Raw genomic sequence first — 14,811 nt, 5'->3', positions numbered from 1 at the left:
TCAACCCCTGAACGGAAGGACCGGATTGAGGCCCCAGATGGCCACGGTCATGAGGAAATTGAGGACAACGATGGCCACCAGGCTCGCACGGATCGCCCGCCCGGATGCGGCACCGACACCGGCCGGCCCGCCGGACGCGAAATACCCGTAGTAGCAATGGATGATGGTGATCACCGCACAGAAGATGAGTGCCTTCGCCACCGACGCCAGCAAGTCCGGTATCGAGACGAACTGGGCGAAATAGTGATCGTAGGTCCCCTCGGGTTGGTCGTGGAACAGCTTCACGATCAGCCCGCCTGTCAGGAAGCTGACGACCAGGGCCATGAGGTAGCTCGGCAGGACCACGAGCATGCCGCCGATCAAGCGTGTCCCGACCACGAACGGGATCGCGCGAAGACCCATGGTCTCGGTGGCGTCGATCTCCTCGGAGATCCGCATGGCACCGATCTCGGCGGTCATCCGGCAGCCTGCTTGAGCCGCGAATCCGATCCCGGTGATGATCGGCGCGACGACACGGATGTTGCCGAACGAGTTGATGATCCCGGTCAGCGCGCCGAAACCGAGGAGGTCGAACGCCATGAAAGCCATGATCGCCACCACCGATCCCACGGCGATCCCGAGGAAGAACATCAGGCTCACCACACCGCCGTCGACGATGATCGAGCCGCTGCCCCAGGCCATGTCATTCATGGTCTTCATCGTCTGCTTGCGGTAATGCCGGATTGTCGTGGGCAGCAGAACGAATGTCTTGCCCACGAACACGACGATCTGACCGAACGTTGCGAACGCGTTGGTAAAGCTCTCGCCCACCGAACGTCCCAGCCGGCCCAGTGCGCCGGTACGAGGAGCTGCGTGTGTTGTCATGTCGTCACGCCAATCGGGCCGGGAAGAACATGGCCTGCAGCTGGCTGACCGCCATGTTCGTCATGAAGATGCAGAGGACGCTCAGGACCACCGACGCGTTGACCGCGTTGGCGACACCCTTGGGCCCGCCCTTGGCCTCCAGCCCTCGCAGGCTCGCGATCACCACGACAATGAACGCGAACAGGACCGCCTTGAGGACCGAGAACATCAAGTCCGTCGGTGTCGCGAAGGTGCCGAAGGACTGCCAGAAGCTGGCCGGTACCACGTCGTTGACGTTCGCCGAGATCGCAAGTCCGGCTGCGACTCCCGACGCGATGATCATGACGCAGAGCGCCGGCGCGATCGCCAGCATGGCCAGGAACCGGGGCACGATGAGCCGCTGAACCGGATTCACGCCGATGACCCGCATCGCCTCGATCTCCTCGCGGATCGATCGTGCGCCGAGATCCGAGGCGATGGCCGACGCCGCGGCGCCGCTCATCAGCAGGCCGGCCGCCATCGGGGCTCCCTGGTTGACCACGCCCAGGCCGCTCGCGGCACCGGCGAGTGAGTTCGCGCCGACCTGATCCATGACACCGCCGACCTGAACCGACACCTCGGCGCCGATGGGCACCGCCATGAGAAGCGCCGGGAGCGCGGTGACCTTGAACAGCTTCCACATCTGATCGATCACCTCGGCACCGGCCAGGCGCAACGAGAGCGCGTCGGTGATCGCGAAGCGGATCATCTCCATCGCCAGACGCGCCGAGCGGCCGATGGTCGCCAGACTGCGTGTGATCCGGTCGATCACGCCGCCACCCACCCTGCGGAGCGCGTCAACCGACCTCACTCCTGGACTGCGCTCTCCCAGAGCACTGACGGTCATTGGTGATCCTCTCGAATTGTCGCGGAGCCATCCGCGTCGGTCGTACTTCGGGTGACGTTCCACCCCTGGCTGTCTGGGACGTTTGACCACCCGGTGGCGCACGCTTGCGGTCACTTTCCACCAGACGTGCCTGTGGCCTAAACCCTTTAGTTGAACTACTGTGACCCCCGACACTTTGACCGCCCCCGAGCCTAGCAGTCATGAGACGTAATCTGTCAAGTGTCAGCAGCTCGGGATCGAAGGAATCAGCCACCGAACCGGGCCAACCGGACACCGAGAGACGCCGCCGGCGACCTTTCGGACACGTCCGGCCGCCGGACGCGCTCCCGGCGCGGTCCGGTCAACCGACAGCGGCGGCATCCCCCGGGCGGCTCAGCCCATCAGCCGCCGCAGCACCTTCTCCATCGCACGGCTGTATGGCGGGTAGGTCGCCGCCAGGTCCGGGCGAGCAGGTTTGCTCAAGACCGCCTTGCGATGACTGAACGTGTCGAATCCGTTCCGCCCGTGGTAATTCCCCATTCCGGAAGCTCCGACGCCGCCGAACGGCAGCTCGGGGACCAGAAGCTGGTACAGCAGATGATTCACCGTCACCGAACCCGATGACGTCCGCTCCACGACCGCATCCTCGACCGCCCGGGTACCGGTGAACAGATACAGGGCAAGCGGTTTCGGCCGGGAGTTGACGAAGTCGATCGCGGCGTCGAGGTCGGGCACCGAGATCAGCGGCAACACCGGGCCGAAGATCTCCTCCTGCATCAGCTCGGAGTCGGGATCGGGGTCGGTGACCAGCGCAGGCTTGATCGTCCGCTTGGCATCGTCGATCTCGCCGCCGTACTGTTCGCCGCCATGGGTCTGAAGAACGCGTCGCAGGCGGTCCACATGGCGCTGATTCACGATGCGGGTGGTGTCGTGCGCGGCCCGCAGCGGCAGCTCCTCGAGTAACCGTTCGACCAGCGCGGGCCGTACGGACTCCTCGACGAGGACATAGTCCGGAGCGGTACACGTCTGGCCCGCGTTCACCGACTTGGCCCACGCGATGCGTCTGGCCGCGACGTCGAGATCGGCGTCGGCAGCGACGATCACAGGACTCTTGCCCCCGAGTTCGAGTGTGACCGGGGTCAGATTCTGGGCGCTCGCGGCCATGACCGCGCGGCCGATCGACGTCGACCCGGTGAAGAAGGTGTGGTCGAACGGCTGGGCTGCCAGTGCGGCGCTGACCTCCGCGTCCCCCAGTACGACGCGCACAGCCTCGGCGTCGAGGTAGCGCGGGAGCTGTTCGGACAGCAGCCGCGCAGTGGCGGCCGCCAGCTCCGACGGTTTCACCACGGCGGCATTGCCGGCCGCGAGGCAACTGACCAGCGGATGCAGCGTCAAGAGGATCGGGAAGTTCCACGCGCCGAGGATGAGCGCGACCCCCTTCGGCTCGGACACGACCCATGCCTTTCCGGGCGCGGTCGCGGCGCTCATCCGCACCTTGTCCGGCTTCATCCACCGCGCCACGTTGGTGAGTGAGTGCCGGATCTCGTGCCGGACAGGAGCGACGTCGGCCATGAAGGTTGCCATGGACCCGCGTCCGAGATCGGCTCCGATCGCGGCTGCGATCGCCGGCTCGCACTCATCGATGAACCGCAGCAATCCCTCGAGCTGCGCGACTCGCCACGACAGTGGTCGCGTACGACCACTGTCGAACGCGGATCGGGCGCCGGCCAACGCCGACCCGGATTCGGTGCCGGCCGTGCTCGTCGACATCTCGGTAACACTCATGGTGGCTTCGCTTTCTGCTGCGTCGGGTACTCACCCCCGGGCTGAAGTATGCGGCGAGCGTACACAGTGTTCAGACGTGATGTCAATCACTTGCGGTGGCTTGTGGGGCGCTCGTCCCACCGACCATACATCTTGTATGGAGTCGACGTCTGCCCTATCGTGAGCTCATGATCGACTGGACCGTCACCGCACACACCGAGACGCTCGAAACCGCGGACGGCGACGGGGTCCGCCGCCTGATGCTGTCGCGCCCCGCCGCGCTCAACGCTTTCGACGAGGCGCTCCAGAGCGACCTCCTGGACGCGGTCGCCGCCGCCGCGACCGACGACACCGTGCGGTGCGTTCTTCTCGCCGGTCGAGGCCGGGCCTTCTGTGCCGGAGCGGATCTCGCGCTCGACGGGGTCGGCCCGGATGTGCGGCTGGCACCGCGGACCGAGCGCGAACTCACGCAGTTCTACAACCCGATCGTGCGCGGGCTGCGCGAGATGCGAAAGCCGGTCGTGGCCGCGGTGAACGGGGCTGCGGTGGGCGTCGGTTGCGCCGTCGCCCTCGCGGGCGACCACGTCGTCGGAGCGAGGTCGGCGTCGTTCGCACTCGCGTTCTCACGAGTGGGGCTCACACTCGACGGCGGCGCCTCGCTTCTCGTCGGGGCGCGCGTGGGATTCGGTCGTGCGTCGCGGATGGCCCTGCTGGCCGAACGGGTCGATGCCGACACCGCGTTCTCCTGGGGGCTGATCGACGCGGTGGTCGACGATGCGGATCTCACCGACCACGTGGAGGCCCTCGCCGGAAAGCTCGCCGCCGGACCCACCGAGGCCTATGCCGCGACCAAACGCAGCCTGAATGCCGCACTGCTCCATCGCCTCGAGGATGCCTTCGACGTCGAGGTCGCGGGTCAGACCGCCCTCGTCGACAGCCCCGGCTTCCGAACCGCGATCACCCGCTTCAGCGGCTCGAAGGGCTGAAAACCGCTGCCTCTCACCGACTTCCGTAGATCGCGGCGTACATGAATCTCGCCACCATGTCGGTGACCGCGTCGATGTCGTCCAGGTGCGTCTCACCGGCGAGCGATCCTGCGATCGTACGCTCGATGGTCCACAGCAGCGTGGCCGTGTATTCGCTGGCCGGTGGCCCGGCCGGTGCCAGACCTCGTGCCCGATCGGCGACGATGATCGATTCCAGAGTCGTCTCCATGGCGTTCATGGCGGCGAGGTACTCGGCTCGCAGTTCCGGCAGGCGTGGCCACTCGTGCACGGCGTTCTTGATCACGGCGCCGGCATGTCCGTCGAGATGAAGCCACTGTCCGACCTGCGCGAGCAAGACCGATGGGTCCTGCCGGTCGACGTCGGCGACCGCGGTCAGCGCGGCGACGATGTCGGCTGCCGCCTGTCGGAACAGAACGACGAAAGCGTCTTCTTTGCTCCGGAAGTAGAAGTAGAAGGACGCGCGGGACGTGTTCGACTGCTTCAGGATCTTCGCCACGGACAACTCGGCCAGCGTCTCGGTGAGCAGTAGTTCGCGCATGGCCTGGAGGATGTTCTGCGCCGTCTCCGTCTCCACCGCGGGATTGTCGATCGCGGGGAGCAACTCCCGCTTCGCGTCGGCGGCATCGCCCGACTTCTTGCGTCGGCCCTTCGGCACCGTCCGGCCGCCGTAGATGGCCGCTTCGTTGATGGCACTCAGCGACGTGGTGACACTCGCCGCCGCGGGAAGCCGATCGTCGAGCCCCCGTGTGCTGACGTAGAAGGCCCGTTCGGAACCACCGACCAGCATCGCGGCCAGCATCTTCGCGGGAGCCCCGTCCGGAGCGCGGCCCTCGGCACGCTCGAACGTGATCTGCTCGGCGACGGCCGCGACGAACTGCTCGAACATCCGCTGCCAGGCCGCGGCGACCGCGGGCTTGCTGTGCATGTGCTCGATGACCGCGCAGATGACCGCGCCATGTCGCGACCACATGTCGAGCGTGTGCTCGAGACTCGAGCCCATGCGCCGTGCCCGATCACGTCCCGGATCGGTGGACCACGGCGCATCAGCGGCGTAGGACTCGTCGAACACTCGTCCCAGAAGCGCCACCAGGACGTCGTACTTGTTGGCAAAGTAGTGGTAGAAGTTGGCCCGGGAAAGGCCGGCCGTCTCCAGGATCTGAGCAACGGTCAGATCCTGGAGAGATGTCGACGTGAGCAGTTCCTCGGTCGCCCGGAACACCGCGAGTTCGGCAGGGGAACTCCCGTCGTAGTCACGGGGGCGCCGCCGCACGAAAGAACTCGAAGCCATAGCGGCATCATACTTCATGTCCGGACACAACGTCTGCCCGGTTCGAGGTCACGCACCGCGCGAGCGCGCCGCACTCACCCCGCGAAGCAGCGCCGCGTCGAAGTCGTCCGGACACTCCAGCATCGGGTAGTGGCCGACGTCGAACTCGACGAGCGTGCTGTTCAGGCGCTCGCGCACCCACCGGGCACCGCGAACCGACAGCGCCGGGTCCGCGGTACCGATGATCTGGGTCACGGGGACGGTGAGACCGTCGAGCAAGTGCGTCTGTTCGGTGCACATCAATGTGCGCAGTGCGGCGCGGCCGGCCCAACTCGGCGTCTGCAGCGAGATACGGTGCAGCCAGTCCAGGATGTGCGGGTCGGGCGCGCCACCCTTGAACGGATCACCGACGGCACGCCGTCGCAGGGATACCCGGTCCGCGTGCTCCGCGGCGAGGAGATTGTCCAGAGGCCCCTCGGGGGGCACCCCGAACGGAAAATCCTCGAACCGTGCCGCCGCAACGCCGTTGGTGGCGACCAACACGAGAGCCCCTGCGAGATCGGGCCGTTCGCGTGCCAGGCGGAGGGCGACCATCCCGCCCAGCGACCAGCCCACGATGGCGGCCGAGCCCAGGCCACGCTGCTCGATGACCTCGAGCGCATCATGCTGCAGGGAGTCGATGTCGTAACCGTCCAGCGGCGCATCCGAGTGCCCGTGCCCTCGGAGATCCATGGCGACGACCCGATGACCGCTCTCGGCCAGCACCCGTATCTGCCGATCCCACACCTCTCCGCTGAGACTCCAGCCGTGGATCAGCAAGACGCCCGGACCGTCTCCGACGTCTCGCACCGAGAGCCGGACACCGTCCCGCGTGTGCACGAGGTGCCGGGTCATGACACCGCTTCCGCTTGGCGACGAGAGTCGGCGAGTGACCGGCCGTCGGCGGCGAGCCGGGTCAATGACGCCGGTGGAAGGAAACGCGTTCCGTAGCGCGCGGCAAGCTCGTTCGCGCGCGCCACGAACCCCGCGACCCCGCCCTCGTAGCCGTCGATGAACTGCAGGACTCCACCCGTCCAGCCCGGATACCCGATCCCCAGCAGCGATCCGATGTTCGCGTCGGCCACCGACTCCAGAACACCTTCGTCCAGACACCTCGCGGATTCCACGGCTTCGACGAACAGCAGGCGTTCCTTGAGATCGGTCAGGGTCGGTACCTGCTCTGCGGCGGGGAAAGCCGCACCGAGGCCACTCCACAACCCGCTTCGGCGTCCCTCGCTGTACTCGTAGAAGCCGGCGCCGGCCAACCGGCCTGCCCGGTCGAACTCGGTCAGCATCCGGTCGAGCACCGCCTCGGCGGGATGGGCCACCCAGTCGCGCCCCTCCGCCTCGGCCGCATCGCGCGATGCGTCCCGAACTCGCCGCAGGAGTGCGAGATTGAGTTCATCGGCGAGCTGCAACGCGGGTGCCGGATAACCCGCCTGGGTCGTGGCCTGCTCGATCATCGGTGCCGGCACCCCCTCGCCGAGCATGGCGAGCGCTTCGTTGACGAAGGTGCCGATCACCCGGCTGGTGAAGAAGCCACGACTGTCGTTGACCACGATGGGTGTCTTGGCGATCTGACGGGCGACATCCAGTGCCCTGGAGACCGATTCGGCCGACGTCGAGCCGCCCTTGATGATCTCCAGCAGCGGCATCTTGTCCACGGGGCTGAAGAAGTGCAGGCCGATGAAGTCTGCGGGATTCTGCACAGCGCCGGCCAAACCGGTGATCGGCAGGGTCGACGTGTTCGACCCGATGAGCGCACCCGGTGCGAGAACGGGTTCGACCTCTTTCAGAACTCGGGCCTTGAGATCCGGATCTTCGAAGACGGCCTCGATCACCAGGTCCGCGCCCGCGGCGTCGGCAACGTCGGCGGTCGCGGTGATCCGGTCGAGGATGACCCCTCGCTGCGCTTCGGAGAGGGCTCCCGAGCCCACCTTCTTGTCGAGAACCTTTCGCGAGTAATCCTTGCCGCGCTCGGCGGCTTCCGCACTGACATCTTTGAGGACGACGTCGATTCCGGCTGCGGCGCACTGATAAGCGATACCCGCACCCATCATCCCGGCACCCAGGACCACCGCCTTCGTCGCCTTCCACGGGGTCCGTGATGCGTCGCGGCCGCGGAGTCCGTTCACCGTCTGGGTGTCGAAGAACCGGGCCTGGATCATGTTCTTCGCGATCTGCCCGACTGCCAGGTCGACGAAGTACCGGGTCTCGATCCGCAAGGCGTTGTCGAAGTCGACCTGGGCGCCCTCGACAGCGGCCTTCAGGATGTTCTTCGGCGCCGGGTAATTCGCGCCTTTGAGGTCGGCGCGCAGTGTCGCGGTCAGGAGGGGCAAGGAGGCGTGCAGCGGCTGCGCCGGGTCACCCGGGGCCCCGCCTGGTATCGCGTACCCAGGCATGTCCCATGGCTGCCGCGCATCCGGGTTGGCCAGGATCCAGGCCTTCGCCGCCGACGCCAGATCCGCAGGCGAATCGACGAGTTCATCTACGATGCCCAGTTCGAGTGCGGCCGTCGCATCGACCTGGCGACCGGTCAGCAGCAGCGACGCCAGCGCCTTCTGGACGCCCAGCAGGCGCACGCTGCGGACGACGCCCCCGGCACCTGGCAGGAGACCCAGGGTCACTTCCGGAAGCCCCAGACGAACGCCGCCGGACTTCACCGCGATGCGATGGTGGGTCGCGAGCGTGAGCTCGAGTCCACCACCCAGCGCCGTACCGTTGATCGTCGCCACAACCGGCACCCCGAGACGCTCCAGGCGTCGGAGCAGATCCCGGTTTCGTTCGACGAACGCGGTGAAGTCGTCGATGTGGGACCGATCGGCGTGCACGAGGTCGTTGAGGTCGCCACCGGCGAAAAACGTCGACTTCCCGGAGGCGATGATGACGCCGGCGATGTCCTGGGCGTCACCGATCTCGTCGAGTGCGCCCGAGAGCGAGCTGACGAAACGCTCGTTCATCGTGTTCACCCGCTGTTCCGGGTCGTCGATGGTGAGGGTGACGATCGCGTCGTCGTCGATGGTGCGTCGGATCGTGCTCTGGGTCATAGCCGTTGAACTCTCTCTGGTCGTCTGTGGGATTGTCTGGCGTTGGGAGTGGCGATCAGAGCGCCTCCACCACGGTTGCGATCCCCATACCACCGCCGACGCACAGCGTCACGAGTCCGTATCGACCACCGGTCCGGTGCAATTCGTCGAGGACCGTGGAGACGAGCATCGCGCCGGTGGCACCGAGCGGGTGCCCCATCGCGATTGCTCCGCCGTTCACGTTCACCTTCGCCATGTCGAGGCCGAGGTCGTCGACGAAATGCAGCACCACCGAGGCGAACGCCTCGTTGATCTCCACGAGGTCGATGTCGTCGACGGTGAGACCGGCTTTCGCCAGCGCCTTGCGTGACGCGGGAGCCGGTGCGGTCAGCATGATGGTCGGATTGTCTCCGGACACCGCGGTGGAGACAATCCGACCGCGCGGCGTCAGACCCAGTTCCTTCCCGATCTGTTCGCTGCCGATCGCGACCAGCGAGGCGCCGTCGACGATCCCTGAGCTGTTGCCCGCGTGATGGACGTGGTCGATCTTCTCGACAGTCGGGAACTCCTGCAGTGCAACAGCATCGAAGCCGGCTGCACCGAGCTTGGCGAACGACGGCCGGAGTGGGGCGAGGGTGGCAGTGGTGGTCCCCTCGCGAATGGTCTCGTGCCGGTCCAGCACCACTGCCCCGTTGATGTCACGTACCGCTATGACCGAGGCGTCGAACCGCCCGTCCGCCTCGGCCTTGGCGGCCAGTTCGTGCGAACGCACTGCGTACGCGTCCACGTCCTCGCGGGTGTAACCGTCGAGTGTCGCGATCAGATCGGCGCCGATGCCCTGCGGCACAAAGCTCGTCGCCAGATTCGTTGCGGGGTCGTCCATCCACGCGGCACCATCGGAGCTCATCGGAACACGGGACATCGATTCGACGCCGCCCGCCAATACCAGGTCCTCGAATCCCGAACGCACCTTCTGCGCAGCAAGATTCACCGCTTCGAGCCCGGATGCGCAGAACCGGTTGACCTGCACGCCCGCCACCGTGCGGGGGAGCCCCGCCGCGAGTGCCGCCGTGCGCGCGATGTCTCCGCCCTGCTCGCCGACCGGGGTCACGACCCCGAGGACCAGGTCGTCGACGCGGGCGGGATCGAGAGAGGGATTCCGGTCGAGGACTGCCGACAGCAAGCCGGTGGTGAGGTCGATCGGCTTGATCGTGTGCAACGATCCCGAGCTCTTGCCCTTACCGCGCGGCGTTCGGATCGCATCAAAGATCAGTGCCTGGGTGTCCGACATTCACAGTCTCCTAGTCATTCTGCGGGCGCTCGGCGCCATCGTCGAGTGCAACATACATTACGTTCATACACTGTGTATAGCCCGTCGCGGCGCCATCCGCGACCGTCATCGGTGGAAGGTCGCGACCTCCGCGATCGACTGCCTGCTGGTGCGATACGCGTTGACCGGCGCGTCCCCGTCGGGGTAGCCGAACGAGATACCCACGACCACTTGCCGTTCGGACTTCAACCCGAGATACTCCCGGATCACCGGCGACTGCGTCGCCAGTGCCGCCTGCGGGACGGTCGCGATCCCGATCTCATGTGCCGCCAGGATGAAGTTGCTGATGAACAAGCCACAGTCGACCGCTCCGTAGGGACCCAGCGCAGCCTCGGTCGTCACGATCGCCACGTGCGGCGCTCCGAAGAAGTCGAAGTTGCGCAGCATCTGTCGGGCCGAACCGGCCCGATCGGACTTCTCGATACCGAGGCTTGCATAGAGCTGCAGACCACTCTCGCGACGACGCTCCTGGTAGACGCCGTCATACGCAGCCGGGAACTCGATGTCGGGATTCTGCGCCGGCCCGTCCGCGATCGCGGCCCGCAGGACGTCGCGCAGACCCTCGGCGGCACCCCCACTCAGCACGTCGACGTGCCACGGCTGCGTGTTGCACCACGAGGGAGTCAACCGGGCCACATCGAGCACTCGCTCGATCTCGGCCGGCGGCACCTCACGAGGGAGGAACTCGCGACAACTCCACCGGGATTCCAGCAGCTCCCGCAAGGTCCGGGGCGGCAGCGATTCCGGAAGCGACGCCGCCGATGGTTTCGTCGATTCCTGGGACAGCGGTGACATCGATACTCCTCGGTCATTGGGGACGGGCCGACGCGTGGAACGCGGCTGGCCGCGAGCGCCTCGCGTCGGCATACAGGCGGCCAGACAATTAGTGTAGACATAGTGTTCAGTTGGGTCTACCCTGCGTTGTAACGACGATCACATGCGGTCGGCGTACCGATCACTCACCTAGGAGGCGCGATGACCATCACCGAGCCACACACGCAGCCGACGAGTTTCCGCGGCGATCTCGACGTTCCGCCGGGACTCCCGCGCGGAATCGATCTGGGACGGATTGCGAACAAGGACAAAGCGATCGCGATGTACGGTCGCGACCTGGTCGAGAAGCTGACCGACCACGCCCTGCTCGCCGACGACTACGCCTACGCGGCGATGCTCGACTTCAAGGACAAATCCAACAATTCGACGTGGCGCACCTTCGACCAGGCCCTCGATCACGGAATCGACGCGATCGACGACCCCAGCCCCGGACTGATCGCGCTGTTCGACCAGCTCGACCACATCCCCGACTGGGTCGATTTCGACCAGCTCTACCGCGGTGCGGTCGCTTTCTGGCGGGCCGGCCCGATCGTCCCGCCCGTCCTCGCCTGGGGCGCGATCGCCGGGGGCTTCTCCATGTACAGCGCGACCCGCCCGGTCCTGTTCAGCGGTCGGCTTCGCGAGCAGGACAAGGTGGGGACCCGGCTCATCGAGAGCTTCCGGTATGTGGTCGCCGCGTACACCCCCGGCGGGATGGCGCGTTTCGAGGAAGGCTTCCGTCTCACCGCGAAGGTCCGCATGATCCACGCCGCGGTTCGCCACAGCCTCGGGCGATCCGACCACTGGGACTGGGCCGGCTGGGGCATCCCCATCAACAACTTCGACAGCATGGTCACCCAGGCCGGCCAGTTCGGGGTGAAGTTCACCGATGCGGTCCAGTCCTCGGGAATTCGTTTCAGCGACCGTGAACTCGAGGACATCTTCGCCCTGAGCCGTTACGTGGGATACGTGATCGGCGTTCCCGAGGACATCCTGCACACGGATTACGAGGACGCTCGTCGCAAGACCGATCTGCACACGCTGGTCGAACTACCGCCGGACGAACTCTGCCACGACGTCGTCCACTCGATCATCGAGTACAGCGTCGAGAATCCACCCGGCGACGTCGAGGTGCTACCGGGACCGGTGGCCAAGTTCATGACTAACGAACGTCGACTCAAGCTCGCCTATGGGTTGCTGCACTCGTGGATCCCACCGCACGTCATGGATGCTCTGGGCGTCGAGAAGACCGGGTGGCGGCACATCCTGCCGACGATCAGCCCGCTCGTCACCCTTGCCGATCGAGTCGGACGGGTGTTGCCACACGACGACGAGAAGGCCGCGTTCACCATGCTTCGCCAATTCAACGACGCGATCAAACTCCCCGACGGCGCGAACAAAGAGATGGCCGTGGCCAACCCCGACGAGGTCCACGCGGACATCGCAGCGAACAAGGGCGGCATGCCGGTGGTCGCGAAGAAGTGAGCGTCGAGTCGACAACCCCTCCCCTGGCGGGCACCCGGATCATCGAACTCGCCGGCATCGGGCCCGGCCCCTTCGCCGCGATGATGCTGGCGGACATGGGTGCCGAGGTCATCACCGTCGACCGACCCGGGGGCAACCCCTGGGCGGTCGGCGGTCACGGCATCCTGTTCCGCAGCCGGCGGCATGTCGCCGTGAATCTCAAGTCCGAGGCTGGTGCAGCAGTGGTTCGACGTCTGTGCGCCGATGCCGACGGTCTGATCGAGACGTTTCGCCCCGGTGTGGCCGAACGCCTGGGGGTCGGGCCGGCGGACTGCCGACACCACAACCCGAATCTCGTCTACGGCCGCATGACCGGCTGGGGCCAGACCGGTCCGATGGCGTCGCTGCCCGGCCATGACATCAACTACATCGCACTCACCGGCGCCCTTCATCAGATCGGACGAAAGGGTGGGCCACCGGTTCCGCCCCTGAACCTCGTCGGCGACTTCGGGGGCGGCGGCACCTTTCTCGCGTTCGGGATGCTGGCGGGCATCCTGTCCGCCCGCGCCGGCCACGGCGGCCGGGTCGTCGACGCGGCGATGATCGACGGCGCCTCGGCCCTGATGGCGATGTTCCATTCGTACCGGGCCGAGGGCGACTTCGTCGAGGAACGTGGCGGCAACCTGCTCGACACCGGCGCCTTCTTCTACGACGTCTACGAGACCCGCGACGGACAGTGGGTGAGCATCGGCGCCATCGAGAATCAGTTCTGGACGGAGCTCTGCGATGTCTTGGAACTGCCCGATGCGATGCGGCACGACCATCTCGATTCGAAGCGATGGGACGAGTACCGCATCATTCTCGAGAAGCGGGTCGCCGAATACGACCGGGCCGAACTCGACGCGCTGTTCGACGGCCGAAACACCTGCTACGCACCGGTTCTGAGGATGTCGGAGGCAGTGGAGCACCCGCACAATCGAGCCCGGAACACGTTCGTGACGGTCGACGACGTGGTGCAACCGGCTCCGGCCCCTCGCTTCGACGGCCATCCGCCCACGGTTCCTCGTACGCGTCGCGCGCCGGGCGCCGACACTGTCGAGGTGCTCGGTGAGACCGGCTTCTCCCCGACCGAGATCGAGTCCCTGCTCGCCGATGGCGTGATCGACTCGACCCCATGACCTCGGTGGTTGCCCGGTCGAGAGTTCTTCCCGGGCAACCACCGATTCACCACTACCTCAGCAAAGACCCCCGGTTCACAGACCGAGTGAGCGGCCCACGATCTCGCGCATGATCTCGTTGGTGCCGCCATAGATCCGCTGCACCCGCGCGTCCCGCCATCTCCGCGCGACGTCGTACTCCTCCATGTAGCCGTACCCGCCGTGCATCTGGAGGCAGGTGTCCAGTGCATTGAACTCCAGCTCGGTGGTCCAGAACTTCGCGCCGGCCGCCTCGGCTGCGGTGAGTTCCCCCGCGTTCTGCGCCTCGATGCACCGGTCCACGAACACCCGGGCGATTCCCACCTGCGTGGACAACTCGGCCAGGGTGAAGCGGTTCGCCTGGAAGCTCCCGATGGGTTGACCGAAGGCCTTGCGCTCCTTGCCGTAGGCGATGGCGGTCTCGACCGCGTACTCGGCCTGGGCGACCGCCACGACCGCCATCGACAACCGTTCCTGGGCGAGGTTGCCCATCATGTACCGAAGCCCCTTACCCGGTTCGCCGAGCACGTCGGATTCGGCGACGAGGACGTCTTCGAAGAACAACTCCGCGGTGTCCTGTGCCTTGCGCCCGATCTTCTGCAACTTGCGACCGCGCTGAAATCCGTCGTGGCCGGCGGACACGACGAACAGACCGAACCCGCCGCCGTCGTCCTCGGGGATCCGGGCCGCGACGATGATCAGGTCGGCCTGGATACCGCGAGTGATGAAGGTCTTGGAACCGTTGAGACACCAGCCACCGTCGACCCGGGTCGCAGTGGACTTGATCGCGCGCAGGTCCGAACCGGTACCCGGCTCGGACATGGCGATGGCGATCGCGGTCTCTCCGCTGACGATGCCGGGCAGCCAGCGGCCCTGCTGTTCCGGCGTCGCGATGTCCAGAAAGTACGGGAGCACGATGTCGTTCGTCAGCGAGAAGCCGTCGCCGACCGTTCCGGTGCGGACGACTTCCTCATTGATCACCGCGTTGAAGCGGAAGTCACGAAGTCCCCCGCCGCCGTACTGTTCCGGAGCCGCGAAGCCCACCAGCCCCTGAGCGGCGGCCGCGGTCCAGAAGTCTCGACCGACCTCGCCGGCCTCCTCCCACTCAGCGGTATGTGGAACTGCCTCTTTCATCAGAAAGGACCGGACGGTGTCTCGGAACTGGTCGTGCTCGGAGTCGAAAAGTGTTCTCTTCAT

Annotated in this window: 12 protein-coding genes; 3 read left to right on the top strand and 9 right to left on the bottom strand. The window is 66.3% G+C overall.

Features of this window, described 5'->3' with window-relative positions; translation table 11 throughout:
• The 3 genes from AB4Z55_RS09035 to AB4Z55_RS09025 form a co-directional block, all read right to left on the bottom strand.
• Positions 1 to 864 carry an ABC transporter permease gene (locus tag AB4Z55_RS09035; protein ID WP_004019428.1) on the bottom strand — a complete coding sequence of 288 codons (864 nt, stop codon included), beginning with the start codon at positions 862 to 864 and terminating at the stop codon, positions 1 to 3.
• A 4-nt stretch (positions 865 to 868) separates the two neighbouring features.
• Entirely contained in the window at positions 869 to 1,729 is an 861-nt protein-coding gene (locus AB4Z55_RS09030) for an ABC transporter permease (protein ID WP_004019429.1), read from the bottom strand.
• Between the two features lie 372 nt (positions 1,730 to 2,101).
• Positions 2,102 to 3,493 (bottom strand): aldehyde dehydrogenase family protein, encoded by a 1,392-nt coding sequence (locus AB4Z55_RS09025; RefSeq protein ID WP_248643297.1) that lies wholly within the window; start codon positions 3,491 to 3,493, stop codon positions 2,102 to 2,104.
• A 167-nt stretch (positions 3,494 to 3,660) separates the two neighbouring features.
• On the opposite strand from AB4Z55_RS09025, the gene AB4Z55_RS09020 reads away from it, so the two are divergent.
• On the top strand, positions 3,661 to 4,458 hold the full coding sequence (locus AB4Z55_RS09020) for an enoyl-CoA hydratase-related protein (RefSeq protein WP_369519585.1): 798 nt from the start codon (positions 3,661 to 3,663) through the stop codon (positions 4,456 to 4,458).
• A gap of 13 nt (positions 4,459 to 4,471) precedes the next feature.
• Here the strand turns inward: AB4Z55_RS09020 and AB4Z55_RS09015 are convergent, their stop codons facing one another.
• The 5 genes from AB4Z55_RS09015 to AB4Z55_RS08995 form a co-directional block, all read right to left on the bottom strand.
• A complete protein-coding gene (locus AB4Z55_RS09015) occupies positions 4,472 to 5,767 on the bottom strand; it encodes a TetR/AcrR family transcriptional regulator (RefSeq protein WP_004019432.1) in 1,296 nt (431 codons plus the stop codon).
• Between the two features lie 48 nt (positions 5,768 to 5,815).
• The gene (locus AB4Z55_RS09010; RefSeq protein WP_369519584.1) at positions 5,816 to 6,640 is read right to left on the bottom strand and encodes an alpha/beta fold hydrolase; all 825 of its coding nucleotides are present in this window, start codon (positions 6,638 to 6,640) and stop codon (positions 5,816 to 5,818) included.
• Positions 6,637 to 8,832, bottom strand: a complete 2,196-nt coding sequence (locus AB4Z55_RS09005; RefSeq protein WP_354562686.1) for a 3-hydroxyacyl-CoA dehydrogenase NAD-binding domain-containing protein — start codon at positions 8,830 to 8,832, stop codon at positions 6,637 to 6,639. The genes AB4Z55_RS09010 and AB4Z55_RS09005 overlap by 4 nt, the downstream gene beginning before the upstream one ends.
• Before the next feature lie 55 nt (positions 8,833 to 8,887).
• Positions 8,888 to 10,102 (bottom strand): acetyl-CoA C-acetyltransferase, encoded by a 1,215-nt coding sequence (locus tag AB4Z55_RS09000; RefSeq protein WP_239399479.1) that lies wholly within the window; start codon positions 10,100 to 10,102, stop codon positions 8,888 to 8,890.
• A gap of 105 nt (positions 10,103 to 10,207) precedes the next feature.
• The gene (locus AB4Z55_RS08995) at positions 10,208 to 10,936 is read right to left on the bottom strand and encodes a nitroreductase (RefSeq protein ID WP_248643300.1); all 729 of its coding nucleotides are present in this window, start codon (positions 10,934 to 10,936) and stop codon (positions 10,208 to 10,210) included.
• 180 nt (positions 10,937 to 11,116) lie between these two features.
• Between AB4Z55_RS08995 and AB4Z55_RS08990 the strand changes: the two genes are divergently transcribed.
• Entirely contained in the window at positions 11,117 to 12,439 is a 1,323-nt protein-coding gene (locus AB4Z55_RS08990; RefSeq protein ID WP_004019435.1) for an oxygenase MpaB family protein, read from the top strand.
• Entirely contained in the window at positions 12,436 to 13,596 is a 1,161-nt protein-coding gene (locus tag AB4Z55_RS08985; RefSeq protein WP_369519583.1) for a CaiB/BaiF CoA transferase family protein, read from the top strand. The genes AB4Z55_RS08990 and AB4Z55_RS08985 overlap by 4 nt, the downstream gene beginning before the upstream one ends.
• A 75-nt stretch (positions 13,597 to 13,671) precedes the next feature.
• On the opposite strand, the gene AB4Z55_RS08980 is transcribed toward AB4Z55_RS08985, so the two are convergent.
• The gene (locus AB4Z55_RS08980; RefSeq protein WP_239399485.1) at positions 13,672 to 14,811 is read right to left on the bottom strand and encodes an acyl-CoA dehydrogenase family protein; all 1,140 of its coding nucleotides are present in this window, start codon (positions 14,809 to 14,811) and stop codon (positions 13,672 to 13,674) included.

Source organism: Gordonia sp. ABKF26 (assembly GCF_041103195.1).
Classification (GTDB): domain Bacteria; phylum Actinomycetota; class Actinomycetes; order Mycobacteriales; family Mycobacteriaceae; genus Gordonia; species Gordonia terrae.
This window is presented reverse-complemented; position numbering and strand designations above follow the sequence as displayed.

Bases quoted from the DNA above. Each gene is read 5' to 3' on its own strand.
- AB4Z55_RS09035 (WP_004019428.1), bottom strand. From the start codon at position 864: ATGACAACACACGCAGCTCCTCGTACCGGCGCACTGGGCCGGCTGGGA.
- AB4Z55_RS08990 (WP_004019435.1), top strand. From the start codon at position 11,117: ATGACCATCACCGAGCCACACACGCAGCCGACGAGTTTCCGCGGCGAT.
- AB4Z55_RS09025 (WP_248643297.1), bottom strand. From the start codon at position 3,493: ATGAGTGTTACCGAGATGTCGACGAGCACGGCCGGCACCGAATCCGGG.
- AB4Z55_RS09005 (WP_354562686.1), bottom strand. From the start codon at position 8,832: ATGACCCAGAGCACGATCCGACGCACCATCGACGACGACGCGATCGTC.
- AB4Z55_RS08995 (WP_248643300.1), bottom strand. From the start codon at position 10,936: ATGTCACCGCTGTCCCAGGAATCGACGAAACCATCGGCGGCGTCGCTT.
- AB4Z55_RS09030 (WP_004019429.1), bottom strand. From the start codon at position 1,729: ATGACCGTCAGTGCTCTGGGAGAGCGCAGTCCAGGAGTGAGGTCGGTT.
- AB4Z55_RS08980 (WP_239399485.1), bottom strand. From the start codon at position 14,811: ATGAAGAGAACACTTTTCGACTCCGAGCACGACCAGTTCCGAGACACC.
- AB4Z55_RS09000 (WP_239399479.1), bottom strand. From the start codon at position 10,102: ATGTCGGACACCCAGGCACTGATCTTTGATGCGATCCGAACGCCGCGC.
- AB4Z55_RS09020 (WP_369519585.1), top strand. From the start codon at position 3,661: ATGATCGACTGGACCGTCACCGCACACACCGAGACGCTCGAAACCGCG.
- AB4Z55_RS09010 (WP_369519584.1), bottom strand. From the start codon at position 6,640: ATGACCCGGCACCTCGTGCACACGCGGGACGGTGTCCGGCTCTCGGTG.
- AB4Z55_RS09015 (WP_004019432.1), bottom strand. From the start codon at position 5,767: ATGGCTTCGAGTTCTTTCGTGCGGCGGCGCCCCCGTGACTACGACGGG.